Origin of the sequence: Lacticaseibacillus zhaodongensis, from assembly GCF_009687905.1 — a bacterium.
Classification (GTDB): Bacteria; Bacillota; Bacilli; order Lactobacillales; family Lactobacillaceae; genus Lacticaseibacillus; species Lacticaseibacillus zhaodongensis.
On the sequence record NZ_BLBG01000001.1, the window covers coordinates 387,859 to 414,175 of the forward strand.

The following is a 26,317-nucleotide window of genomic DNA, read 5'->3' on the forward strand; positions in this document are numbered from 1 at the left end:
CCGCTCCTTTTTCTATCCCACAAGTTGCTTAGCATAACCTAACTAAAATCGTGAAGCCGTAAAAGCCAGCCCTGACGGGGAGTTGCAGAAAAATGTTTTGGTAGGGATAAGTAATTTAGGCTGCGGATATGCTAAAATAATTAGTACAGAGCGATGTCTTAGCGCTCAATAAACTATAGTGAAGGAATGTGATTCGATGGATTCTTCTGACCCGAAGCCTGAACAAACGGACACGGATAACACATCCGCTAGACCGCCGTTATGGCAACTGACAACCGCGCAACTGCGCAAGCGTTTTGCAACTGATACTGATGCTGGTTTGACCGCCAAGGAGGCCAAGGAGCGCCAGAAAAAGTACGGACGTAACGAACTGAAAGCGAAGAAACAGTCTAAACTGCTCCGCTTTGTCAAGCAGTTCAACGACAGCATTAACTACATCCTGTTTGGGGCCGCGGTGCTGACTTTCTTTATGCACCATTACTCCGACTCGGCAGTTATTGCCTTAGTTATCATTGCCAACGCCTTCATTGGTTATTTCCAAGAGGAATCAGCAGATAACGCATTGGCCAAAATCAGCGAGCTGCTTGTGGCCAGCAATTACGTTTACCGTGATGACGCCAAAATTGAGCTGGACTCACGTGAATTAGTGCCCGGGGATCTCGTGCAACTAGAGGCTGGTGATTCAGTGCCCGCCGATATGCGCCTGATCAGCGCGGACAACATGTCTGTCCAGGAATCAATATTGACTGGGGAGACGAACTCCGTTACGAAGACGGAAGAGCCGCTGCCAGCAGCGGAGATTCCCCTGGCCGAACGCAGCAACATGGTTTTTGCCTCCACCGCTGTGACCCAGGGTTCTGGGACCGGGATCGTTGTGGCCACTGCTGGTGACACTGAAATCGGGCACATCCAGCGTAGTGTTGGTAACATCAAGGCCAAGCCGACCCCGTTGATTCGTAACCTGAACCAGCTGGGTCTGCAGCTGTCGATTGCAATCATTGCCGTTGCGGTGTTGCTATTTATTGTGGGGCTGGTTACCAAGGTCTACAGCTTGCCAACGCTGACGATTGCGGTCATCACGATGGTGGTTGGTTCAATGCCAGAAGGATTACCTGCCAGCACTTCTGTGGTCCTCGCAATGGGGACCCGGAAGCTGACGCACAAGAACGCCATCGTCAAAACGCTCCCGGCGGTTGAGACACTGGGTGCCGTCGATATCGTTAACACCGACAAAACTGGGACCCTGACTAAAAATGAAATGACCGTCACGGACATAGCCATTGCCGGCCACAATTATACTGTTAGTGGGGTCGGTTACGATGCCACCGGTAGCGTGCAGGATTCTGCCGGCAATGCGGTTGATTGGCGGGAAAACGACGCCTTGAACTGGCTGGTCACAATTGCCGGCCAGACTTCTGACGCTGAGTTCCATGAGGAAGACGGCCAGTGGGTCCTGACCGGGGAACCAACTGACGGCGCTTTGACGGCGTTGTATCACAAACTTAGCGGGCAGGACGTTGACGTTGACGAAATCGACTCGCTGCCATTTGACTCGCGTTTCCGTTACTCAGCCCGTTTGGCCGACGTTAAGGGTCAGCGGGTACTGATGGTCAAAGGTGCACCCCAGACCTTGATGCGGCTCATGCAGGAGCACGGGGGCAGTGTGGACAGCGCTGACGTCGAACGCGTGACCGCTGATCTTGCCAAGCAGGGTAAGCGGATCGTGGCCCTCGGCTACCAGCCAGTCGCTGCTGACGCCACCGCAATCGTCCAGGACGACATTGGTGCTGATTTCCACTTCATTGGGCTGGTCGGGATCATTGACCCGCCGCGTCCAGAAGTTGCCCACGCGGTTTCCGAATTGCGGGTCGCCGGTGTGAAAGTCAAAATGATCACTGGGGATGACCCCCGGACCGCCAGCGCCATCGCCGAGCAACTGAACTTAGGCGAACACGTCGAGGCCATTACCGGTCCCGAGCTGGAGAAGCTGAGTGACGAGGACCTGGATAAGGTGATCGACCGTTACACCGTGTTTGCCCGGGCAACGCCTGAAGACAAGCTGCGGATCGTGCAATCCCAGCAGCGGGTCGGCCACGTTGTCTCAATGACGGGTGACGGGGTCAATGACGCCCCAGCTTTGAAGCAGGCCGATATTGGGGTCGCGATGGGGATCAAGGGGACCGAGGTGGCCAAAGGTGCTGCCGATATGGTGCTCGCTGATGATAACTTCACCACGATTCTTGAGTCCGTGCGTGAAGGCCGGCACGTCTTTGACAACATTCGTAAAACTATCCGTTACCTGCTCCCAACCAGTTTTGCTGAAGGGCTTGTTGTGGTCATGAGCATTGCAATGCGCCAGGAGTTACCACTATTCCCGACCCAGTTGCTCTGGATCAACATGGTGTCCGCGCTGACAATTCAGTTTGCCTTCATTTTCGAACCACCGGAAAGTGGCATTATGACCCGGGGACCGCGGAACATCAACGAGGGGATCTTGACCAAGTGGCACGGCTTTGAAATTGCCTACGTGGCCGTCCTGATTGCCGGGCTGGGGATCTTTATCTACGATTTCCTGACCGGACACGGTGTCGCCAATGTGGTCGGCAGTACCGTTACGCTGCAGGTGATTATTTTTGGCAAAATTTTCTACCTGTTCAACCTGCGCAACAGCCACCCCGTCATCTCGAAGTACTTCTTCCAGAACAAGATGGCCTTCTACATCATCGGTATTTTGCTGGTTTTGCAATGCGGGATCATCTACTTGCCGTTCATGCACGACATCTTCCACACGACCTCCGTTGGTTTCTTCAACGGTTGGGTTATTCCGACGATTGCTGGGTTGATCGTCCTCATCGTTACCGAGGCAATCAAGTTCGGCCGGCGCGCTTTGTACCAGCGTGCAAGTAGTCGCGGCAAGATGTAAGCGAATACTATTCGCAGATTATATCCGCCAACTGATAAATAGTGCCAAACAAGACACAAATGCCGCTAATCCGGCGCTTTGTGTCTTGTTTTTGTCTGGCGGCATGGGATAATTATCCTTATGAAGTAGGAGGAAACACATTGACACGTTTATTTTTTGTTCGTCACGGGAAAACTGAATGGAATTTGGCTGGCCGCTATCAGGGCGCAAATGGGGATTCACCCTTGCTGCCGGAGAGCTATGTACAGATCAAGGCGCTAGCCGCGTATTTGAAGCAGCAGGACATCCATTTTGCCCACGCCTACGTTAGTCCTCTGAAACGGACGCGGACGACTGCAAAAGAGCTCCTGAACGCGCTTGATCCAAGTGTTCCCTTGACGGTAATGCCGGCACTGCGTGAGTTTAACCTCGGCCTCATGGAGGGGCAGACTTTCAAGGCCGTTGAGGCGAAATATCCGGAACAGTTACACGCCTTTCGCTACGCTCCGGCTGATTACGACCCGAAGATTTTGCACGGCGAAAGTTTCCCGCAGCTTTTGGACCGGATGACACCGGCAATTCAGGAGGCCGTTGCGGCTGACGAAACGGGGACGGCTGATTTGCTGTTTGTGGGTCACGGCGCCTCACTGGCAGCACTGATTCAGCACTTAGTAGGCACACCGATTGCAGAGCTACGCAAGGATGGCGGACTTACCAACAGTAGCCTGTCCATTTTGCAGACCACAGATAACGAGCTGCCCTATGAGTTGGTGCAATGGAACGATACGCACTATCTGCCGGGTAAGCGGGACGCAACAGATACGATTTAGAGGTGGAGTATGAGCAAGACTGACATCATTGATGAGTTTAACAATGGCGACAAGCAGAAGGCAATTTCTGCGGCCGTTGCCGAAGTCGATGCGCATCCGCACGACTACCATCCCTACGCTGTGCTCAGCGCGATGCTCATCAACATGCGCGATTACGATCAAGCCGCCGAGTTGCTCGATAAAGCCCTCGGTCTGTTTCATGAACAGCCAGAACTACGCTATAACTGGGGACTTTTGGCTTACCAGCAAGGCGAATACAAGGACGCACTCGCCCGCTTATTGCCAATCACGGGTCCCGATACTAAAAAGTCACTGCGCGGTGATGCCAACTACATGGTGGCGCTGAGTTATCAAGGACTCGAGGAACCGCTGCGGGCACTTGCTTTTGCGATGACCGCGCACGACCTGAATCCGCAGGCTGAAGACGCAACGATTCTGACTGCCAACCTGCTCATGGCGAGTGGGGCGTTTGCGGAAGCCAAAAGGATGTTGCAGCCGCTGGTCAAACATGGTTCCGGGCAGGTGCTGGTCGCTTACGGCATGGTACTTGGGGCTCTTGGTGAGGATGGTAGCAAGTATCTGGACGCAGCCAAGGATGCTGATCCGGACGCGTACAAGCGCGCTCGGGAGCTGCTCGCGTTCATGAATGAGCAGCACAAGGATGCCGCTGGTGATACCGATGGCAAGTGATACCGTCACAGGGGTCGTGAAGAGCGTCTTCTTTAGTAGCCCGAACGACCTTTTCAAAATCATGCTGGTCAAAATCAAGGCGACGACCTTAACTTGGACCGAAGACGAAATTGTGGTTAAGGGCAGTTTCGGTGATATCAAGGAGGACGAGACCTACACCTTCACCGGCGGTCTCGTCAGTCATCCAAAGTACGGCATGCAATTCAATGCGGAAAGTTATCGCAGTGAGCAACCAACTAGTCGGGACGGACTGATTGGCTATTTAGCTAGCAATCGTTTCCCCGGGATCGGTAAGAAGACGGCGGAAAAAATCGTTGATGTGCTCGGTTTAAACGCCGTCGATGAAATCATGCACGACCCCAAGGTGCTCGATCAGGTCGGCATCAAGCCAGACCGTGCCGCCACACTAATTGCAGCCCTGAAGGAAAACCTGGGGATGGAGCAGGTGGTCATTGGTCTCAACGGTTTCGGCCTGTCCGGGAACATCGCTGCCAAAATTTATGCCCAGTACCACGAAGATAGTTTGGATATCCTGAAGAAAAATCCTTACCAATTGGTGGAAGATATTGACGGCATCGGTTTCAAGACCGCTGACGGCATTGCCCAGCAGCTAGGGTTGGCAGCAGACTCACCTGAGCGCCTCGCTGGAGCCCTGCAGATGGTGCTGATCGATGCCAGTGAAAACGACGGCGATACCTACGTCGATGCTCAAGCTGCGTTTCCGGCGGTGCGGCAGTTGCTCGGGGATCACGCCGGCAAGATTGCTGGGGATGATGCGCTGCTCGCCGTGCTCAAAACGCAGGTGGAGCAACGCAAGGTGGTGCTTCAAGATGGGCACATTTTTGCCAAGCGCTTGTATGACGCTGAGTGGCAGATTGGCAGTCACCTCGCCGCACTTGAAGCCGCGGCCCACGAACAGCCTGTTTCTAAGGACAAGCTGGAGAAGACTATTCGCCTGGTTGAAAAGCATCAGGACATTGAATATGATGACACCCAGCGTGCGGCAATCACGGGTGCACTCAGCCACCGGATTTTCCTCTTAACTGGGGGCCCGGGAACCGGAAAAACGACGATTATCAATGCCGTTGTGCACGCATACGCCGAGTTGAATGACATCGACTTGGACCCAAACCGCTACAAAAGCGGCGAGGTGTTTCCAATCATGCTGGCAGCGCCAACCGGGCGGGCCGCCAAGCGGATGACCGAGACAACTGGTCTGCCGGCCAGCACCATTCACCGGCTCCTGGGACTGGGAGTTGATCAAGCGGATTATGAGACGCGAGATTTGCCCGACGGTTTGCTCGTCATTGATGAGGTGTCAATGGTTGACACTTACCTGATGCGGATTTTGCTCGATGCGGTGCACCCTGGCATCACGCTGATTTTTGTTGGGGATAAAGATCAACTGCCATCTGTTGGCCCGGGTCAGGTGTTTGCGGACATGCTGGCTAGCGGGGCCTTACCTGCAGTCGAGCTGACCCACATCCACCGGCAGGATAGCGATTCGTCGATTGTTCCGCTCGCCCACGCTGTGAATGAAGGCAAGTTGCCAGATGACTTGCTGGCCAAGCATGCCGACCGGAGCTTTGTTGCTTGTCAGCCCAATCAAGTACCAGACGCGGTGGGCCAAGTTGCCGCGGCCGCGGTTCGGCGGGGCTTCGACCCCATGGCGGTGCAAGTCCTGGCCCCGATGTACCGGGGCGTTGCTGGGGTTGACCGCTTGAACCCCTTGATGCAAGATATCTTTAACCCACTGGGTGAAAAACACCGCAAGCAGGTGGACGCGGGGAATTGTGTCTACCGCATCGGCGATAAGGTGTTGCAACTGGTCAACAATCCCGACAAAAACGTTTATAATGGTGAAATTGGCTTGGTCACGGGTATTACGATTGGCGAGCGCGGAAAGGGTGACAGTTTAACCCTAGATTTTGACGGTAACGAGATCACTTATCCGCGGGCCGAGTGGAGCAAAATCACCTTGGCCTATGCCACCAGCATTCACAAGGCGCAGGGGAGTGAGTTCGACATGGTCATCTTGCCGCTCACCATGCAGAGCCGGCGCATGTTGCAACGGAACCTAGTCTACACGGCCATTACTCGCGCCAAGCGTTTCCTCATTCTGATTGGGGAACCAGCAGCGTTCGAACTTGCTGCCCAGACGCTCGCCGCTAACCGCAAGACAGGTTTACGGCGGCGTCTGCGGGATGCCTTTTCGCTCGCTGACGATGATGCGGCGGACAGTGCTGAAATACCTGCCGCCGATCAGAGCGCTGCTGCGGCAACTACGTCTAACGCTGAAGCAGATGTTGCGGTTAGTAGCGCAACAACATCTACAAGCAATGAAGTGAGTCCGGTACCCGCTGCACCGCAAAATTCCGGACCAATGATTTTGACGATGAAGATGATAACTGAAGCTAGCGTGGATCCCATGATTGGGATGCACGGAATCACGCCTAACAACGTGATGGAAGGAGCCTAAGCGATGGCTGACGACATTCGCAAACAATTGGAGATCCGTCCGGTGACGACGGCCTACCTCGATCAGTTCAACGATTTACTGAGCTATGTTTTCCAGGTCACCGCCAAAGAGGTTGAGGAGTCTGGTTACGAAGAGGGCGAGCTTGAACGCGATAAGCGGCCGGTACTGAAGAAGGCTGATGTGGTCGGCTGGTTCAATGGGGAAGAGCTCGTGAGCCAGGTTGCCGTTTACCCATGTCGGGTCAACATTCACGGTGTGCCATATAAAATGGGTGGTGTGACCGGGGTCGGGACCTATCCCGAATACGCCGGGCACGGGCTGATGCACGATTTGATCAAAATTGCGCTGCAGAAAATGCGCGACAACCGCCAGTGGATTTCTTACCTCTACCCGTACAGCATTCCGTTTTACCGGAAGAAGGGGTGGGAGATCATGTCCGACCACCTGACTTTTGATGTAAAGGACACGCAACTACCGAAGCAGCAGAACTTGCCCGGTCACGTTGAACGGCTGGAAATCGATGATCCTGACGTAATCAACACCTACAACCGCTTCGCACGCAAGACCCACGGGGCAATGTTGCGTAATCAGTTGAATTGGGATGAATACTGGCGCTGGGAGAACGAAGAGGAACGCGTCGCGGGAGTTTGGTACGACGAAAATGATGTACCGCAGGGTTTTGTGCTGTACTGGATTGCCAACGAAGTTTTCCACATCAAGGAAATGGTTTACATCACCCAAGAGGCCCGCATCGCGCTCTGGAACTTTATTGCCGCCCACTTTTCCATGGTTGAACATGTGCGGGGCAACATCTACAAGAATGAACCGCTCCATTTCTTGTTGGATGATGGGGATATCAAGCAGACCATCAAGCCTTACTACATGGCCCGCATTGTTGACGTGTTCGAGTTTTTGCGGCAGTACCCATTTGCAGAGCAGGGGACCCCGTTCCACTTCAAGGTGACCGATCCCATGGCCGAATGGAACAATGGTATCTTCGGTGTGCAGTGGGTCGATGATGGTGAACTCGAAATCTCGCACGACCCGATTGGTGAAGAAGTTGCGCTCGACATTCAGACGCTGACTACCATGCTGATGAGTTACCGCCGGCCGTCCTACTTGGCCAAAATTGAACGGATCCAGGCTAGCCCGCGGGCAATTCGCAACTTGGAAAACCTGATTCCGGTCGATGAACCTTACTTCTCCGATTATTTTTGAGAGTGACCAGCGATTAGATTACAAAATAAGGCTCCTGACAATTTGTCAGGAGCCTTATTTCGTTTGCTTCAGTTTTATTAATTACAGGGTGATGAGCATTGGGATGATAATTGGCCGCCGCTCGGTCTTCTCAAATAAGAAGTCACTCAGACTGTCGCTGATTGCTTCCTTCAGCATGGCCTCAGAGGTCTTCTTGTTTTCGGTGAAGGTCCGCTTGATGGTGCGGTAAACGCGCCGCTGGGCTTGGTTGATCAGTTCGCCAGATTCACGCATGTAGACAAAGCCCCGGGATAGCAGGTCAGGACCAGCCAAGACGGTGTGCTTTTGCATGTTGATGGTGGCAACGACAACAACCAGTCCTTCTTCGGAAAGCAGGCGCCGGTCGCGGATAACCGCGTTACCGATGTCCCCAACACCGCTACCGTCGACGTAAACATCGCCAGCAGGGAAGTGACCGGCACGCCGCGCCGAATCCTTAGTCATGGCCAGCACATCACCATTTTCCATGATGAAGATGTTGTCCTTAGGCACGTCGCAGGCTGCGGCGAGTCCAGCGTGGACCTTTTGCATCCGGTACTCACCGTGGCAAGGCATGAAGAACTTAGGCTTCATCAGCCGGAGCATCAACTTCTGCTCTTCCTGGCCACCATGACCAGAAGTGTGGACGTTGTTGACTTTGCCGTGAATGACATCGGCCCCGGCAGCTTCGAGCTGGTTGATCACTTCGTTAACGCTAGTGGTGTTACCAGGAATTGGGTTGCTGGAGAAAACGACCGTGTCCCCAGGCTGGATGGTAATCTGCCGGTGGGTTCCGTTAGCAATCCGGGATAAGGCTGCCATTGGTTCACCCTGCGAACCGGTACAGAGAATCATGACCTTGTCGGCAGGCAGGTGGTTAAGTTCGTGCGCGTCAACGAGCACATCGTCGGGGATGTTTAAGTAGCCGAGTTCGCGACCATTAACAATCGCAGTTTCCATCGAGCGGCCGAACACCGCAATTTTGCGACCGTTCTTCATAGCCACTTCGGCGGCTTGGGCAATCCGCGAGATGTTGGAGGCAAAGGTGGCAAAAATGATGCGGCCCTGAATACCTTCAAAAATGTGGCGAATCGAATGACCGACGAAACGTTCAGACTTAGTGAAGTTTGGAATTTCGGCGTTCGTACTGTCGGACATGAGGAGCAAGACACCTTCTGATCCGAGTTTAGCCATCCGTTGCAGGTTAGGTGCCGGCTGGTTGCCAACTGGTGTCAAGTCAAACTTAAAGTCACCGGTCTGAACAATGACGCCGACTGGTGTGTGCACGGCAATACCCAGAGTATCCGGAATACTGTGGGTCGTGCGGAAGAAACTGACGCTGACTTTACCGAACTTGAGCTCGTCGTCCTCACCGATTTCGTTCAGTGTGGTCGAGCGCAAGATTCCGTGTTCCTCCAGCTTGCCGCGAATGAGGGCTGCAGCCAGTGGGGGAGCGTAGACGGGAACGTCAGGCAGTTCTTTCAGCAGGTAAGGGATTCCGCCAATGTGATCTTCATGGCCGTGAGTGATGACCAGGGCTTTAATCATGTCCGCGTGTTGCTTCAGGTATGAATAGTCGGAGATGACGTAATCAATTCCGAGCAGGTCATCCTCGGGGAACTTGATTCCGGCATCAATAATGATGATTTCATCCTGATACTGCACGCCGTACATATTCTTGCCGATTTCGCCAAGGCCACCAACGGCGAAGGCAGCAACTTCGTTATCTTTTATGTTGAGCTTCATAGACTATAGCTCCGTAATATGGAAATCGTCGGACTTTTTCTCGTACTCCAGGAAGTCTCCGGTTAACTCCTGAATTAGTTCGATGTTGTAGGGTGTCTTTTCTTCAACTGCCGCGCGTGCAGCAATTGAAGAGTCGGCTTCAATGTAGATGGACTGGGTCCGCTCGCGGACGGGGTTTTCATCTTTAGTTGGTTGGAATAGTACTTTATAAATCATGTTGTTGCTCCTTTCGAATACACAAATAAATCCCTATTAGAAGGGTTCTTGTTGTTTATGCCCGCACAATGTTGGCAAATGGCCAAACTTTAGTAATAGTGTAGCATATGACGCGGTCCTTGGCTAATACGCAATGGCCGCTTAATGTGGCATAATGGAGTTAGATAAGCGAAGAAAGTGGGGGCCAGTAAATGCCAACATGGCAAATCGGGATTATTATCCTCGTGTTTGTGCTCGCAGTCGGCCTTGGGGTGCTGATTGCCCTGCGTCGCGGGCGCATTGAACGGGAGTACCAAGCATGGACTGCAATTGCCGATGCACGGATGAATGCCGCGCTCAGTTTGTGTCAATATAATGGTAGTTTGCAGGGCTCGGCAGTTGAAAATGTCTGGGGGCACCACATTGCGTTGCTTAGTTACGCTCTGGATGCGGCCCAGGCACCGACGCTGAAACTACTTGAAAAGAATTTAAACAGAAATGCCCAGCCTGAGATGGTCATCACTGATTCTTATCAGCGTGACCCCAAAGTGCTCCACGTCGACGTTGCACTCTTAGTGAACGACAATACGCGTAAGTACCTAGAAGATCTCGCGCGCATCAAGGAACATAATTCTTAGGCCAAAATTATCGATAAACGTAAAGAGGGGCCGGTGCAATCTGCACCGGCCCTTCTTACGTAGCGTGTTCAAATAGTTTAAAAAATTAACCGAGCAAGATGCCATCCTCGTCCATGGTGAATGGATTGTCCTTGTTGATGTGATCGTAGAACAGAATTCCGTTTAGGTGGTCGATTTCGTGTTGGCAAACAATTGCGGGGTAGTTCTTGAGCCGCTTTTTGTGTTTACTGCCGTCGAGAGTTTGGTAGGTGATGGTAATGCGGTCATGGCGCTGGACGTAACCGTGGTGCTCCATGTCAACGGAGAGGCACCCTTCACCCTCGCTTAGAGCAGCGCTTTGAACTGAGTGACTGACGACCCGCGGGTTGATGAGCACTTCTTGCATGTAAATGTCATTGTTTTCATCGGGGATGAGCACAGCAGTCATGGAGAGGCTTTTACCAACTTGTGGTGCCGCGAGACCAACGCCGGGGCGCAGTTTGTAGATTTTGTTCTGTTCCTCGTCCTGACTGATAATCAAGTATTCCATCAAGTCGTGGGCGAGTTGTTTGTTTTCCTCGGACAGTGGAAACTCCACTGGTTTAGCAGTTGCGCGCAAAACGGGGTTAGGATCACGCACGATATCTTTCATTAAAAACAAGTTAGTTACCTCCCGATTTTATTAGCTAGCATAAGAATAGCACACCTTCGCCAATGCGACAAAAGGGTTCCTTGACAGCGACTCCGGCAACAAGCTATAATTAAATTACGAAGATTTCGGCGCTTTCCGTTAGGTGAGGCTCCTATATATACAACGCTACTGCTCAGAAACATCGAGAGATGCCAATTGAGTCAAGCGGAACTGCCGATAAGGCTTTTTCTAATGTAGCTGTGGTAAAGGCCACTAGGTGTATAGTGCTAAAGCTAAACGATTGGGATGCTCAGGTGCACACTCAATCAGTGTGCACCATTTTTTGTCTAACCGCGGACGCCGTTAAAATTAGGAGATTAGGGAGGTGGTACCATGAAACATGATGATAAGCCAGGTAGTAGACCGGACAGCACTGACTCTGAAAGTCGTGACGTTGTACCGCCTCTCTTATTTTGACTAATAATTCCTAGCCGCAAATTGCGGTAGGTGGTCCGCGTCACTTCCTCCAGGGTCCATACGGAGGAAATAGCGATGTTGAAATTTACAAATAGCGGTTTGAGCCGCTACAAGGTAAGTCAATCCCGCGTCCAAGCTGCAGACCAGACAGCACACATCCGTATTCTGAGCTTCGCAGTTCCAGTTATTCTAGGTTTTGTTGGCCTGGAAATGGAATTGCTGCGCGTTAGTTACGTGCTTGCCGCTCTACTCGGAGTTGTGCTGATCGTGGGTTATGCCCTGATTGCGCGTGAGCTCAAGAGTCTACGGGCCTTGATTGCCAACGGGCAGCAGTCGGTAACGGTTGTTCGTGCAGGAATGCTCAAAATTCTGCGCGTCAGCGACTTGGTTGTTGGTGATTCGATTGTTGTTAAGGCGGGAGCAGTTCTGCCCGTCGATGTTGATTTTGTAAACCCCGTGACCGTAGTGGCTTGGGGCAAAGAAAACAGTGCTTGCAGTGCCAATGCAGGCATGCGGGTTCTTAGTGATGAAATCGCGACCGTGCGTGCCATTGCTTGTGACCGGCAGATCGTTAAGGATGTTTGCGTCCAAGGCAATGTGTTCAGTCTTAAAGAACTGCTCACAATGGTGTTAGTTGCTGCATTAGCGCACGCCAAGGCGGGGCTCGTAACCCTCACGGTTGCATTGCAGCGCTTAGAAAACGGCGTTGTTCGGAGTACGGCTCGGCAGGCTAGTGACATTTTGGCTCGTTGCACCGCTCGTCAGATCAACGATGGCTGGCTGCGAATACGTAGCCGCGAGATTGCCTTTAGGTATAATCAAGGACCTGTCTCGTGAATTTAGTTAGCGAATTAGGCAAAAGTGGCAGTGAAAATGCTGGAGTCAACGGACGCCGGCTCTTTTGCTGCTAGTTACAGAAAGGTTTATGAATGAAGCCCAATTATGAATATCCAATCGAACTTGAATGGACTGAAGCCGAGAAAATCGCGGTAGTTACTTTCTATCAGCAGGTTGAGGAAGCTTATGAACACGGAGTCGATAAGGACAATTTACTTGCCGCCTATGCCGCTTTCAAGGAAGTGGTCCCGGATAAGGGCAGCGAGCGGCAGTATGATCGCGCATTTGCGGAAGGGTCTGGTTATTCGACCTACCAGGCCGTTAAGGCGGCCAGGTCGAGCTCAGGGCGGCGCGTGAAGCTTAGACCGTGACCCGTGTCTGAAAATTTCCAAAGAATTATGAGTATTGTTTTCAGTAAGTGGACCTTTAGCCGCTTGCTGTGCTATACTTCTTGTTTGTATGTGGCAGTCTATCTTTGAGGCTGCGCAAATCACGATTTAAGAATATGTAAAGCTGAGAGGAAGACTACACTTGAAAAGACGCGACGACATTCGGAATATTGCTATCATTGCCCACGTTGACCATGGTAAGACTACATTGGTTAACGAAATGCTTAAGCAATCCGACACGCTGGATGCACACACACAGATTGGTGACCGGGCCATGGACACCAACCCAATCGAAAAGGAACGCGGTATCACCATTCTGAGTAAGAACACCGCTGTTAAGTACGGAGACACCACCATCAACATCCTGGACACACCAGGGCACGCTGACTTCGGTGGTGAAGTTGAGCGGATTATGAAGATGGTTGACGGGGTTCTGCTTGTCGTCGACGCATTTGAAGGCACAATGCCTCAGACTCGCTTTGTTCTTAAGAAGGCTCTTGAGCAGCACTTGACCCCAATCGTTGTTATCAACAAGATTGACCGTCCTGGTGCTCGTCCTGAAGAAGTTGTTGATGAAGTGCTTGAACTCTTCATCGAACTTGGCGCGGACGATGACCAGCTTGAGTTCCCAATTGTATATGCTTCAGCTATCAACGGGACCAGCAGTCTTGACGAAGACGTTGCCACTCAGAAGCACACCATGAAGCCTCTGTTCGACACCATCATCAAGACAATCCCAGCACCAGTTGACAACTCTGACGAACCTTTGCAGTTCCAAGTTGCCATGCTTGATTACAACGATTACCTCGGCCGGATCGGTATTGGCCGGGTTTTCCGGGGCAAGATCAAGGTCGGGGACCAGGTTTCCGTTCTGAAGATTGGTGGGGAAGCCAAGAACTTCCGTGTTACCAAGCTCTTTGGTTTCCTTGGTTTGAAGCGGATTGAAATCAATGAAGCTCGCGCCGGAGATTTGATTGCTGTTTCCGGGATGGAAGACATCTACGTTGGGGAAACCGTTACCCCTACCGACCATCAGGAAGCATTACCAATTCTGCGGATCGATCCACCTACCTTGAAGATGCTGTTCGTCCAGAACGACAGTCCTTTTGCTGGTCGGGAAGGCAAGAACGTTACCGCCCGTAAGCTTGAGGCTCGTCTGAAGCAGCAGCTCGAAACTGATGTTTCTCTGCGCGTTGAAGACACCGACAAGGCTGGTCAGTGGATTGTTTCAGGCCGTGGTGAACTGCACTTGTCCATCTTGGTTGAAGAATTGCGTCGTGAAGACTACGAACTGCAGCTTGGCAGTCCTCAGGTTATTTACCGTGAAATTGATGGCAAGCTCTGCGAACCATTTGAAACCGTGCAGATCGATACGCCTGAACAGTACACTGGTAGCATTATCGATGCTATGTCACAGCGTAAGGCCGAAATGCAGAACATGGAGAACGAAGGGAACGGCCAAACTCGTTTGACCTTCCTCGCTCCTTCGCGTGGTTTGATCGGTTACTCTACTGAGTTCCTTTCAAGCACTGGTGGTTACGGGATCATGAACCACACCTTTGAAAAGTACGCTCCAGTTATCAAGAACTGGCAGCCAGGCCGGACAAACGGTGCGCTGATTTCCATCAACGCCGGCACCGCAACAACTTACTCCCTGCAGAACGTTGAAGATCGGGGTACGCTCTTCATCGACGCTGGGACCGAAGTCTACGAAGGGATGATCGTTGGTCAGAACTCACGGGACACTGATATTGCTATCAACGTTACCAAGGGTAAGAACCTGACTAACACTCGTGCTGCTGGTAAGGACCACGCTGCCGCAATCAAGACTCCTAAGCAGATGACTCTTGAGAGCGCCATTGAATTCTTGAACGAAGACGAGTACTGTGAAGTAACTCCTAAGCACATTCGTCTGCGGAAGAAGATTCTGAACACCGGCGAACGGCAGAAGGCTGACAAGCGTCGTAAGGCAACTACAAACAAGGGTTAAGCAAAAAGGACAGGTCAATTGACCTGTCCTTTTTTTGTGGTTAGTGGCCGTGTTGGCGCCGGCTAATGCCGAACAATTAGTAACAATTCTGCGCATTCTCAGCTCCAGTTTTCAGGCTGCCGGGTAAGCTATGTTATAATAGTCCGTAATTATCATGTCGAAAGGGACGATTTGCTTGAGCTGGAAATTGCGCCACATTGATTATTTCGTCCTCGTTCCCTACGCCATCTTGTGTGTGTTCAGTGTCATTATGGTGTATTCAGCGAGTGGCGAATACATACAGCTAACCACTGGTCAAGCGCCAACCACTTACCTGATCCGGCAGTCGATTTTTGTTGTGTTGGGTTTCCTCCTAGTTGCTTTTACCTTCTTCTTCAAAATGAAGCATTGGCGCAACCCACGGCTACTGTTTGTCATGCTAATCGTCACGATTGGCCTCCTCATGTACCTGATTGTGAAGGGCCACATTGATCCCAGTAGTGCAATCAACGGTGCCAGTGCGTGGATCCCGGTTGGGCCGTTTAACATCCAGCCGTCTGAAATTGCTAAAATCGTTGTGATTATGTACCTCGCACACATCTTGGCCGCCCGGGAAAAAGTGATCGGTACCTACAACTTTGTGGGCACGGTTCGTAATCTGCGGCAACCGCTATCTGTGGTCCTGTTTATCATCGTCTTGGTACTGCTCCAGCCGGATACCGGGGGCATGGCGATTTTGCTCTTGATCATGGCGGTCATGTTTATTGCGAGTGGCTTTCCGCTCCGAACATCGTTGATTACGATTGCCCTTGGCGGCGGTTTTATTGGTGGGGCATACTACCTATTGGTGACGCGTTTCTCAGGCTTTATCGCTAAATGGTATCAAGGGCGGCGCCTGTTAGCGGTTTTGCACCCATTCAAGCTTGAAGCAGCAGAGGGCAAACAACTTGTTAACTCGCTGTATGCCATCAGTCATGGCGGTTTGTTCGGTGTTGGGCTCGGTAACGGAACCATCAAATTGGGGTATTTGCCGGAACCATATACCGACTTCATTCTGTCTGTCATCACTGAAGAGTTGGGGATTATCGGGGCGATTACCGTGGTGGGAATGCTATTTTTCCTGATCTGGCGAATTATCCTGATCGGGATTCGTGCCCGCAGCGCGTACCACACTCTATTGATGTACGGCATTGCAATGATGTTGTTTGCCCAGACGTTGTTTAATGTCGGTGCGGTGGTGGGTGTGTTACCCATCACCGGGGTGACCTTACCATTTATTAGTTATGGTGGTAGTAGTTTACTGGTCCTGTCCGTATCAATCGGACTAGTGCTGAACGTGTCCGCACGTGAAAAGCACCAGCGTGAAATTGAAGGGAGCAAATAAAGATGCACAAAGTACTTGTTGCCAATCGTGGTGAAATCGCGATTCGCATTTTCCGTGCTTGTGAAGAATTAGGTCTAAAGACAGTTGGCATTTATTCCAAGGAGGACGAACTGTCTATTCACCGCTTCAAGGCGCAGGAGAGTTACCAGGTCGGTGCCGGGAAAGGTCCGATCGAAGCTTATCTGGATATTGATGACATCATTCGGATCGCCAAAATGAGCGGCGCTGATGCCATTCACCCTGGTTACGGCCTTTTAAGTGAAAACGCTGATTTTGCCGCGAAGGTGCGGGCTGCTGGCCTGACGTTTGTCGGCCCGAGCACCGAACTGCTGCGGACCTTTGGTGATAAGGTTGCCGCGAAGGTGGCTGCGCAAAAGAACGGCCTCCAAACCGTTCCGGGTACGCCCGAGCCAACCAGAGATTTTGCGGAGATTCAGGCTTTTGCTGACAAGTATGGCTTTCCACTGATGCTCAAATCTGCTAGTGGCGGTGGTGGCCGCGGAATGCGGATCGTGCACACGCAAGCTGAACTGGACCGTGAATATCCATTAGCGCGTAACGAAGCCATGAGCAGTTTCGGCGACGACCACATGTACATCGAACGCTACATTGAACACGCTAAGCACGTCGAAGTCCAGGTCATGGGGGACAGTCACGGTCACCTCGTGCACATGTTTGAGCGGGATTGTTCCGTCCAGCGCCGGAACCAGAAGATGATTGAAATCGCACCAGCGGTGGGCCTGGATCTTAAGCTGCGGGAACAAATCTGTGCCGCCGCCGCGAAGTTTATGGCCGCAATGCACTACGAAAACGCCGGGACCGTTGAGTTCTTGGTTGAAAAGGGTCAGTTCTACTTCATGGAAGTTAACCCGCGGGTCCAAGTTGAACACACGGTTACCGAGGCCATCACCGGCTTGGACATCGTGCAGGCGCAGTTGCAGGTTGCAGCTGGTGCTGACTTGTTTACCGACCTTAAATGGCCACAGCAGGAACAAATGACCTTCCGGGGCGCTGCAATTCAGTGCCGGATCACCACTGAAGACCCTAGTAACAACTTCATGCCCGACACCGGAACCATTCGGACTTACCGCTCACCAGGTGGTTTGGGGGTCCGGCTCGATGTCGGTAATGCATATGCCGGAGCCGTGGTCACACCGTTCTTCGATTCATTGCTTGTTAAAGTGGGAACTTATGCGCAGACTTTTGCCTCCGCGTGCGCCAAGATGGAACGTGTTTTGCACGAATTTAAGATTATTGGTGTCAAAACTAACTTACCGTTCCTTGAAACTGTTATTGATCACCCTGTGTTTAAGAGCGGCCAGGCGGAAACACGGTTCATCGACAACACCCCGGAATTATTTGCATTCAAGAAGCCAGTCAGCTTGTCGAACAACCTCTTGACCTATATCAGTGACGTTACCATTAACGGTTTCCAGGGCAAAGATCCACACAAACCACAAGTTTACCCCGAGCTTGATTACCAGCCAGGCAAAATTCACGCGACGACCGCCACGCCCAACTTGGTCGCCATGCTCAAGGATGGCGGCAGTAAGGCGGTGACTGATTGGGTCCGCCAGCAGGATAAGTTGCTGCTAACGGACACCACGTTCCGGGATGCCCACCAGAGCTTGTTCGCAACGCGGATGCGGAGTGAAGACATGCTTCGGGTCGCGCAGGATTATGGTAACGGCTTACCGCAACTGTTCTCTGCTGAAATGTGGGGTGGGGCGACCTTCGATGTTGCTTACCGCTTCCTGAACGAAGACCCGTGGAAACGTCTAGCCAAGTTGCGCAAAGCGATGCCGAACACCTTGTTCCAGATGCTCTTCCGTGGTAGTAACGCGGTTGGCTACAAGAATTATCCGGACAACGTCATCAAGGAGTTCATCCGCGAAGCTGCCAAGACTGGGATCGATGTTTTCCGGATTTTTGACAGTCTGAACTGGCTGCCGCAGCTCTTGCCAAGTATTGATGCGGTCAAGGAAACGGGCAAAATCGCTGAAGCCACCATTTGCTACACCGGTGACATCCTGAGTGATGCACACCCAAAGTACAGCCTTCAGTACTACGTCAACCTTGCCAAGCAACTTGAAGACGCCGGTGCGGACATGATTGCCGTTAAGGATATGGCGGCGCTGCTGACGCCGGGTGCGGCGCGCGTACTGATCAGTGCCCTGAAGGATGCCGTCACGGTACCAGTGCACCTGCACACGCATGATACGACAGGAACTGGGGTTGCCACATACATGGCCGCTGCTGATGCCGGCGTTGATATCGTTGATGTCGCGCAGTCATCATTCGCGTCAACAACTAGCCAGCCAAGCATGGAGAGTCTTTACCATGCAATGAGCGGCAATAAGCGCCAGCCAAGTCTGGACATTGCGGCTGCCGAAAAGGTCAACGACTACTTCCAAGAGATCCGGCCGTACTACGAAGGATTTGCAAATCATGTTTCCGGGCCCCTGACCCAGATCTATGATGTTGAAATGCCGGGCGGCCAGTACAGCAACCTGCAGCAGCAGGCCCAGAGCATGGGCGTCAAGGACTTCAATTTGGTTTTGGCAAAATACAGCGAAGTCAACGACCTGTTTGGCGATATCATCAAGGTAACGCCGAGTTCCAAGGTTGTCGGTGACATGGCCCTGTTTATGGTTCAGAATGATTTGAGTGCTGCTGACGTTTTGGCGCGGGGGGCGGAACTTGATTTTCCCGAGTCCGTTCGGAATTTCTTCCGCGGCGAACTGGGCCAGCCACCGTTTGGGTTCCCGAAGCAGTTGCAGGCCCTCGTCCTCAAGGGCGAACAGCCGCTCACGGAACGGCCGGGTAAGGAATTGGCCCCAGTTGATTTTGCGGCGGTCAAGAAGCAGCTTGAAGCCGATGGAGTTGTTGACCCTACTAAGCGGGACGTGCTGGCCGCGGTGCTTTATCCAGATGTCTTCAAAAAGTACGCGCAGAATCAAGCTAAATACGGACCGGTTACTCACCTCGACACGCCAACTTACTTCCAAGGAATGCGGATCGGCGAGCAGATCAACGTGACTGTTTCTTCCGGGCGCACTTATGTCATTCGGCTTGACACAATCAGTCCGGCTGATGCAACCGGCCTGCGCAACGTTTACTTCACCGTCAACGGGCAGAAACGAGAAATCGAGATTCAGGATACCACCAGTAAGCATTCAAGTGGTGCCCACCAGTTGGCCGAACCTGGCAACAGCAGCCAAGTTGGTGCCCCAATGGCCGGCCGGGTCGTAACGGTTGCCGTTAAGCCAGGCCAACACGTTGAGAAGGGTGATGCGCTCTTCGTCTCGGAAGCCATGAAGATGGAAACGACCGTCCACGCGCAAACCAGCGGTACCGTTAAGCGAGTTTACGTTGAAGCCGGGGCGCTAGTTGTGGCGAATGAACTGTTAGCAAGTATTGAAAAATAGGTGATAAATAGTGGGAGAACAACAGACCCTGACGAAACGGCGGGGGCTATACGTGTGGGTGTACTCCCTGCGGCAACTAAAGCAGTTGCGACATTATGGGAGTATCATTTATGCTTCAAAGCACATGAAGTACGTGCTTTTGTATGTCGATGAGGATGATGTTACGGCCACCATGGCGAAGCTGAAAAAGTTACGCTTTGTGAAGGATGTGCAGCCGTCAGCGCGTCCTGATTTGGCAACGAGCTATTCGCAGAAGTCTGCGGCGGATGAAGAATTATAATTCGTCGGGCGGATCTGCGGAATAACTAAACGCGCTGGGCCGGGTCCACTAGGGATCACGGCCCAACTGCGTTTTCAGGAGGAAATTAAGAACATGCGGGTAATTAGTGGTGATTTTCGCGGGCGCCGGCTCGCCATGGTCCCGGGGGCAACGACCCGGCCAACAGCGGATAAGGTTAAAGAGTCAATGTTTAACATGATCGGCCCGTATTTTGATGGCGGGAATGCGCTTGATTTGTACGCCGGGACAGGTGGCCTTGGGATCGAGGCTGTTTCGCGGGGAATGGACCACGCGACACTGGTTGATTCGGCGTATGCTGCGGTTAAGACGATCAAGGAAAATGTCGCCCTGACCAAGGCTGAGGACCGGTTCACCGTGCTGAAGGAACCAGTTGCGCGGGCAATTAGCAATTTTGGCGCGCAGGGGACTCAATTTGATTTGATTATGATGGATCCGCCATATGCGCAGCAGAAGGTGCTTGCCCAGCTGGAAGAATTTGCCAGTCAGGGCATTATCAAACCAGGCGGGCGCCTACTGATTGAAACGGGCATCGAGCTGGAATATCCAGAAACGATTCCCGGTTACGCAATCCTGCGGCGGCAGACGTATGCAGTTGCGCAGGTGGTAATTTTACGGCGGGAGGCATAATTATGCGCAAGGTAGCCATCTTTCCGGGTAGTTTTGACCCCTTTACTAATGGCCATTTGGAAACTGTTAGGCGGGCAGCAGGGCTCTTTGATGACCTCATCGTTGCCGTTATGACCAACACTAACAAGCGGGCCCTCTTCACGCCTGCCGAGCGCGTGGCCCTAATTGAGGATTGTCTTGTGGGCTTGCCTAACGTGCACGTGCAGGCACACGCCGCGGCGTTAACCGTTGATCTGGCCCGCGAGCTGGGGGCGCAGTATATCGTGCGGGGGTTGCGAAATGCGAGTGATTATACATTTGAAACGGAGATCGCCCACGCTAATGCAAAAATGGCACCAGAGATAACGACGATTCTTCTGCCGGCGCGGGGCAGTGAGGTTGGAATATCGTCCAGCGTGGTGAAGGAAATCGCTTCGTTTGGCGGTGACCTCAGTGACTTTGTTCCCGCCGGAGTAGCGCGGGCTCTGGAAGCAAAATTTGGAGGTGCGCATGAAACGAGTCTTTAGTAATAGGCACCGCCGTAATTGGCTGATTGGTACTATTGTCGTGTTAGCGCTGGGAATCTTTTTTCTCATGCCAACCAAGTATTATCTTGAAATTCCTGGTGGGGCGGACCGCATCAGCAAGTTCGTCAAGGTAGAGGGGACGCGGGATAATGACAAGGGAAGCTACCGGCTAATGACGGTCGGCGTGCTCGGCCCCGCGTCGCCAGCCATGCTCATTTGGGGGCAACTACAGCCCTTCTCTGAAACTTTGACCAAGAACGAACTAATGGGCAGTTCAACCTCGGCGGAATACGATGAACTGCAGAATTATTACATTAAGAGCGCCGCTAATTCCGCAGTGGTTGCCGCGTTTAAGGCTGCTAGCTTACCAGTGCAGATCAAGTATCAGGGCATTTACGTGATGTCGATCATGGCGCACTCCAACTTTAAGGGGGAGCTGCAACTTGGTGACACCGTTACCGCAATCAACGGGCGGCATTACGATGAAGCACAGCAATACATTGACGCCCTGAAACGTTTCCCTGCGGGCACACCAGTCACCATTACCTATACACACAGGGGCAAAACGCAAAATAGCACCAATAAGCTCATTCATCTGCCTGGGACCAAGCGGGCCGGTTTAGGCATTACGCTGACGGATCACACTAGCGTTGTCACCAAACCCAAAGTGCGCATCAATGCCGGCAGTATCGGTGGGCCAAGTGCGGGGCTCATGTTTGCCCTCGAAACATATGATCAGGTGAGCGGCAAGAATCTACGGCGCGGTCGGACCATTGCTGGTACTGGCACCATTGATAACAAGGGTAACGTTGGGGTGATCGGTGGGATCGACAAGAAGGTTTATGCCGCTTCCAAAGCTGGCGCGACCATTTTCTTCGCTCCTGACGTCCCTGCAACGAAGGAACTCAAGCGTGAGGACCCCAGCTACGTCAATAATTACGTTGAGGCCCAAAGTACTGCTAAGAAAATGGGCAGCAAGATGAAGATCATCCCCGTCCACAGCTTGAATGAGGCCATCAAGTACTTGCAGTGGCACTAAAGCTAATCAACTGCGAATATTGTCATTCCCACCAGCTTTTTTAACGCTGGTGGGATTTTTTTTGCTCTTTTGCGTAATCTCCTGATGGTGCCGAAGGAGGAAAGCGCATGGAAGAAAAATTGGACTGGCTGAAGGAAAACTGGCGGGTGGCCGCGGTAGTTGCAATCGGAATCGTGATTGTGGGCCTATATTTTTGGCATGGACCAGCCGCGGGCGCGGGGGCAAGTAGCATCAGTAGTAGTAGCTTCAGTAGTGAGTCAACAGCCAGCAAGAAGCAGGAGTCGAGCGGCAGCAATAGCAACAGTAGTAGTCGCAGCAGTGGTTATGTTTACATCGCGGGGGCCGTTAAGCATCCAGGTTTATATCACGTCGATGCCGGTACGCGTTGGGCCGATGTGGTGCAGGCCGCAGGGGGGCTCACTAAGGACGCTGAAGTCAGTAGTGTCAACTTGGCTAAGGTGGCAAAGGACCAGGAGAATCTGGCAATTCCCGTGCATGGAGCCCAAAATGCCGCCCCACCTGCGACTAGCACCGCCGCCACCACCAGTGGTAGCGCCACTACCGGTGCCGCAGTGGCTAGCGGCAGCCCGGCGCTGATTGACCTGAACTCTGCAACTCCGGAACAGTTACAGACGATTTCTGGAGTGGGACCGAAACGCGCACAAGATATTATCGATTACCGGGACCAGAAGGGGGGCTATAAGGCCGTTGCCGATTTGAAAAACGTCAGCGGAATTGGTGATAAAATTTTCGCGGACATTCAGCCCCACGTGACGGTGGGTCCATGAGCCGCTACTTGTTGCCGGTGGTGGGTCTGGTTATCGGTGCGCAGTTACTCTTTACCGGCGCAATTATTCCTGGACTGGTCTTACTGGCGTTTGCCACGCAGAAGGGGCGGCCGTGGCCACCTGTGCTAATCACTGCGGCAATCTGTCTGGGCGTGTGCGGCGGGGTGCGTGAACGCGCCCTAACACTTGCTCCGCCAGTTCCGCGGGGGGCGGTGCTAGTCCAGGCAGGTGATTGGCAGTTTAAGCCGGAGTACGCATCTTTCCGCGGCGTGTGCACGAATGGGGTGGTCGTCACTGGTGGCGTGCCGATCACCCGGCCGGAATTGCGGCGACTACGCGCCGTGGCCGGTCCGGTGTTAGTCAACTGGCAGAAGAGCGCACGTATCACTGGCCCCAGCAATCTGTACGAATTCGATTATGCGGCTTATGCCTGGGCGCAGTACCATGCGGCTTATCGGGTGCGGGCGGACAAGTTGCGGATGCGACCCCTTCCCATTCGGGGCTTACAAGCGCACTTGCAACGCTTGCGGGTGGGCATTGTGCGTCGAATCGACCGGCTTCCCGAGCGAGTGGCGGCCTACGCGCAGGCCCTGCTGCTGGGAACAATGGGTGACGAAATGGTCAGCATGCGGGATACGTTCAGCCGCCTGGGTATTTTGCACCTGTTTTCGGTGTCAGGGCTCCATATCTTTGCCCTCGTTGGGATCTTATACGCACTGACGAACCGCCTGCGGATTCCCTGTGAGTATACTGACTGTCTGCTGATTGGTATCTTGCCGCTACTACTGGTGATCATTCCCGGTGGGGCCGGCTTGATTCGGGCGGTGTGGATGCGCTTGTTGCAGATTCTGGCGCAGCGGCTGCACTGGACGGTGAGCACGCTGGATTGTTTCTGCATTGTGCTATTAATTAATAGTCTTTTCCAGCCCCGGGTACTGTTCACACTCGGCGGGCAAATGACTTACTTGCTCACCTTTGTCCTGATAGTTGCCCCAACTGCGGGTACGCTCAGGCAGAGTATCAACATGGCGGGGGTGTCGGCCGCACCCCTACTCAGCGCAGTGTACGGGCTACATTTACTAACCTTCCTGTTCAACTGGGCGCTCATGCCCTTATTTGAGGGCGTACTGATGCCGCTACTTGTTATGCTCGTGATTTGGCCGAGTTGTCCATTGTCTCTACCAGTCAATCAGTTGCTTCTGGGGCTCGATCACCTGCTGACCAGGCTGGCTGGATTACCAGGTTACCTTAGCGCGGGGGCATTTCCAGGGCTGCTAGCTTTAGGACTAAGTGTTCTGGTTTTACGAGGCTTAGCGACGCGGCGGTGGCGGCAATGCGTTATCGCCTTTGGTTTGTGTTACTTAGCAGTGAACTATCATCCGTACTGGCGGGTGAGCTGCTTTGATCTGGGGCAAGGCGAGGCACAGCTGATTGAAGCACCCTTCAAGCGGGGCGCCGTGCTGATTGATACTGGTGGGCAGGCCTATCAGTCCGGTAGTAATCCCGCGGCTAAGCGGATCATTTTGAACTATCTTGCCGCACGGGGCCTGAATCATCTCGATGCGGTCGTTCTGACAAATGGGAGGCGCGAATATATTGGGGATGTCGCTACCATTTTGCAGGGAATCAGTTGCAAGACGCTGATTGTGAACGCCGCTGCCGCGAATAGCAAAGTGATTAAGGACTTGGCGCCGAACTTAAGAACGCGTGTGCAGTTGGTGCGCAGCAAAGCTGCCGCACAAATTGGCCCGGCACGGGTGACCATTTTTCCTGGAAGCGCAGCGCGCGTGCGGAACCAGTCGCTGCAAATCTATGCTAAACTTGGTAGCAAGAAGTATTTGTTTGGTGGGGCGGCGACGCGGGCACAAGAGCGACAATTGCTGCAGGAGCAATTGGATGTTGACTACCTCAAACTGGGGCAACACGGTTCGGTTGCGGGCGTTGACGCGGCGTTCGTACGGAGCATCACCCCGAGCGCGGGCTTTGTAGTTGGCAGTGGTACTTTTGCGGCTGCACATCCGTCTACGGAAACTTTTAAATTGTTTGCGGAGTTGCCGGCCCCGATTTACGAGACGCAGCGGCAGGGCATGATATATGTTGACCAGTGGGGCAGTCGCGCGCAAACACGAACTTACCGGCAGAATAAGTAGGGGGACGACATGGATTTAGCACAATTGCAGACTGAACTGAAAAAAGGGCAGATCCGGCCAGTGTACCTATTACAGGGCGGTGAGGCTGCGGTGATCACGCAAGCACGGGCATTGCTGCGGCAACTGATTCCTAGTGAAGAACAAAGCATGAATTACGCGCAGTACGACTTACACGAGGTGGGCTTAGCGACTGCCGTGGGTGAAATTGGTGAGGCTCCGTTTTTTGGTGATTATCGGGAAGTTGTAATCGATAACGCCGATTTTTTAGGTTCTGGGGCAATTAACGCCAAACAGGAAGAAGCGGTCGCCGAACTACAGGCATATTTGCAGGATCCGCTTAGTTCGACGATTCTGGTTTTGATTGCACCGAACGGCAAAATTGACGCGCGCAAAAAAATCGTGAAGGCGGTCAAGAAGGCGGCGTTTGTCTTGGATGCCAGTCCGCTGAAGGAGGGTGCCGCGCAGGCCGCAATCCGGCGTGAACTGCAGACAGACGGAATAGAAATCGATTCTGGGGGGATGCGAGCGCTGTTTAGCCGCACCCAGGGCGACTATTCGGCAATGGTGGCCGCTTTGCCCGTACTGAAACTTTACGCCTATTCGGCTGGCAAGCTCTCCGAAGCAGACGTTTTGCGGTTGGTCCCAAAGGAGTTGAATGATAGTGTTTTTGACCTGGTGAACGCGGTCATGCGGCGTGATGTTACTGCTGCGCTCGCGCAGTATCGGGAACTGCTTGCGCAGCAGGAGGAGCCGCTGCGCCTGATTAGTTTGCTTGAAGGCCAGTTTCGCTTGCTCATCCAGGTGGAGATTTTTATGCAGCGGGGCTACACACAGGGAGCGGTCGCCGAAAGTTTAAGCGTGCACCCGTATCGCGTTAAATTGGCTTGGGGCGAAGTACGCAAGTTACGCCGCGCTGATCTTGAAGCGGCCTTTATCATGTTGGTTAACACCGAGGCGGCAATGAAGCGGGGAACTTTGAGTAAAACGCTGGGCTTTGAACTGTTCGTTCTGCAATTTGCAGGTCAGGGTAAGGACTATTCGGGTGTGCGGAACGGCTAACAAGCTCTGATTATTTTAAAATTTTCGGGAGATTAAA

At 52.8% G+C, this 26,317-nt stretch carries 20 protein-coding genes, 1 pseudogene and 1 riboswitch; of the genes and pseudogenes, 18 read left to right on the top strand and 3 right to left on the bottom strand.

Features of this window, described 5'->3' with window-relative positions; genetic code table 11:
- Positions 1-196 precede the first annotated feature (196 nt).
- From GN107_RS02005 to GN107_RS02025, 5 genes are all read left to right on the top strand, one after another.
- Complete coding sequence (locus GN107_RS02005; protein WP_155285902.1) at positions 197-2,923, top strand: HAD-IC family P-type ATPase; 2,727 nt, start codon at positions 197-199, stop codon at positions 2,921-2,923.
- A 140-nt stretch (positions 2,924-3,063) separates the two neighbouring features.
- The gene (locus tag GN107_RS02010; RefSeq protein ID WP_155285901.1) at positions 3,064-3,732 is read left to right on the top strand and encodes a histidine phosphatase family protein; all 669 of its coding nucleotides are present in this window, start codon (positions 3,064-3,066) and stop codon (positions 3,730-3,732) included.
- A 9-nt stretch (positions 3,733-3,741) separates the two neighbouring features.
- A complete protein-coding gene (locus tag GN107_RS02015) occupies positions 3,742-4,422 on the top strand; it encodes a tetratricopeptide repeat protein (protein WP_155285900.1) in 681 nt (226 codons plus the stop codon).
- Positions 4,406-6,901 carry an SF1B family DNA helicase RecD2 gene (gene recD2 / locus GN107_RS02020; protein ID WP_371863472.1) on the top strand — a complete coding sequence of 832 codons (2,496 nt, stop codon included), beginning with the start codon at positions 4,406-4,408 and terminating at the stop codon, positions 6,899-6,901. Before GN107_RS02015 ends, recD2 begins: the two co-directional genes overlap by 17 nt.
- 3 nt (positions 6,902-6,904) lie before the next feature.
- Positions 6,905-8,119 (top strand): GNAT family N-acetyltransferase, encoded by a 1,215-nt coding sequence (locus tag GN107_RS02025; protein WP_155285898.1) that lies wholly within the window; start codon positions 6,905-6,907, stop codon positions 8,117-8,119.
- Between the two features lie 81 nt (positions 8,120-8,200).
- On the opposite strand, the gene rnjA is transcribed toward GN107_RS02025, so the two are convergent.
- Positions 8,201-9,883, bottom strand: coding sequence for a ribonuclease J1 (rnjA, locus tag GN107_RS02030; protein WP_155285897.1), 1,683 nt, complete (start codon positions 9,881-9,883; stop codon positions 8,201-8,203).
- A gap of 3 nt (positions 9,884-9,886) precedes the next feature.
- Complete coding sequence (locus tag GN107_RS02035; RefSeq protein ID WP_155285896.1) at positions 9,887-10,099, bottom strand: DNA-directed RNA polymerase subunit epsilon; 213 nt, start codon at positions 10,097-10,099, stop codon at positions 9,887-9,889.
- A 191-nt stretch (positions 10,100-10,290) separates the two neighbouring features.
- Here GN107_RS02035 and GN107_RS02040 point away from each other — a divergent pair, with 191 nt between their 5' ends.
- Positions 10,291-10,716, top strand: coding sequence for a hypothetical protein (locus GN107_RS02040; protein ID WP_155285895.1), 426 nt, complete (start codon positions 10,291-10,293; stop codon positions 10,714-10,716).
- A gap of 85 nt (positions 10,717-10,801) precedes the next feature.
- Here GN107_RS02040 and def read toward each other — a convergent pair whose 3' ends face one another.
- The gene (gene def / locus GN107_RS02045; RefSeq protein WP_155285894.1) at positions 10,802-11,356 is read right to left on the bottom strand and encodes a peptide deformylase; all 555 of its coding nucleotides are present in this window, start codon (positions 11,354-11,356) and stop codon (positions 10,802-10,804) included.
- Positions 11,357-11,474: 118 nt separating this feature from the next.
- Positions 11,475-11,639, top strand: a riboswitch (M-box (ykoK) riboswitch).
- Between the two features lie 239 nt (positions 11,640-11,878).
- Between def and GN107_RS02050 the strand changes: the two genes are divergently transcribed.
- The 12 genes and pseudogenes from GN107_RS02050 to holA all read left to right on the top strand — a co-directional run bounded on the left by GN107_RS02050 (position 11,879) and on the right by holA (position 26,280).
- The gene (locus GN107_RS02050; protein WP_155285893.1) at positions 11,879-12,640 is read left to right on the top strand and encodes a P-type ATPase actuator domain-containing protein; all 762 of its coding nucleotides are present in this window, start codon (positions 11,879-11,881) and stop codon (positions 12,638-12,640) included.
- A 92-nt stretch (positions 12,641-12,732) separates the two neighbouring features.
- On the top strand, positions 12,733-13,011 hold the full coding sequence (locus GN107_RS02055) for a UPF0223 family protein (protein ID WP_155285892.1): 279 nt from the start codon (positions 12,733-12,735) through the stop codon (positions 13,009-13,011).
- A 160-nt stretch (positions 13,012-13,171) separates the two neighbouring features.
- Positions 13,172-15,019 (top strand): translational GTPase TypA, encoded by a 1,848-nt coding sequence (gene typA / locus GN107_RS02060; protein WP_155285891.1) that lies wholly within the window; start codon positions 13,172-13,174, stop codon positions 15,017-15,019.
- Positions 15,020-15,194: 175 nt separating this feature from the next.
- A complete protein-coding gene (locus GN107_RS02065) occupies positions 15,195-16,382 on the top strand; it encodes an FtsW/RodA/SpoVE family cell cycle protein (protein WP_155285890.1) in 1,188 nt (395 codons plus the stop codon).
- A 2-nt stretch (positions 16,383-16,384) separates the two neighbouring features.
- Positions 16,385-19,810, top strand: a complete 3,426-nt coding sequence (locus GN107_RS02070; protein ID WP_155285889.1) for a pyruvate carboxylase — start codon at positions 16,385-16,387, stop codon at positions 19,808-19,810.
- 10 nt (positions 19,811-19,820) lie between these two features.
- Positions 19,821-20,057, top strand: a pseudogene (locus GN107_RS02075) (YlbG family protein); the annotation flags it as partial.
- A gap of 117 nt (positions 20,058-20,174) precedes the next feature.
- Complete coding sequence (gene rsmD, locus GN107_RS02080) at positions 20,175-20,738, top strand: 16S rRNA (guanine(966)-N(2))-methyltransferase RsmD (RefSeq protein ID WP_269057681.1); 564 nt, start codon at positions 20,175-20,177, stop codon at positions 20,736-20,738.
- Positions 20,738-21,244: a pantetheine-phosphate adenylyltransferase gene (coaD, locus tag GN107_RS02085; RefSeq protein WP_196246224.1), complete on the top strand. Its 507-nt coding sequence runs from the start codon at positions 20,738-20,740 to the stop codon at positions 21,242-21,244. The genes rsmD and coaD overlap by 1 nt, the downstream gene beginning before the upstream one ends.
- Positions 21,228-22,283 carry a SepM family pheromone-processing serine protease gene (locus GN107_RS02090; RefSeq protein WP_155285886.1) on the top strand — a complete coding sequence of 352 codons (1,056 nt, stop codon included), beginning with the start codon at positions 21,228-21,230 and terminating at the stop codon, positions 22,281-22,283. The genes coaD and GN107_RS02090 overlap by 17 nt, the downstream gene beginning before the upstream one ends.
- A 107-nt stretch (positions 22,284-22,390) precedes the next feature.
- Positions 22,391-23,071 carry a ComEA family DNA-binding protein gene (locus tag GN107_RS02095; RefSeq protein ID WP_230678520.1) on the top strand — a complete coding sequence of 227 codons (681 nt, stop codon included), beginning with the start codon at positions 22,391-22,393 and terminating at the stop codon, positions 23,069-23,071.
- Entirely contained in the window at positions 23,068-25,221 is a 2,154-nt protein-coding gene (locus GN107_RS02100) for a ComEC/Rec2 family competence protein (protein WP_155285885.1), read from the top strand. Before GN107_RS02095 ends, GN107_RS02100 begins: the two co-directional genes overlap by 4 nt.
- A gap of 9 nt (positions 25,222-25,230) precedes the next feature.
- The gene (holA, locus tag GN107_RS02105) at positions 25,231-26,280 is read left to right on the top strand and encodes a DNA polymerase III subunit delta (RefSeq protein WP_155285884.1); all 1,050 of its coding nucleotides are present in this window, start codon (positions 25,231-25,233) and stop codon (positions 26,278-26,280) included.
- Positions 26,281-26,317 lie beyond the last annotated feature (37 nt).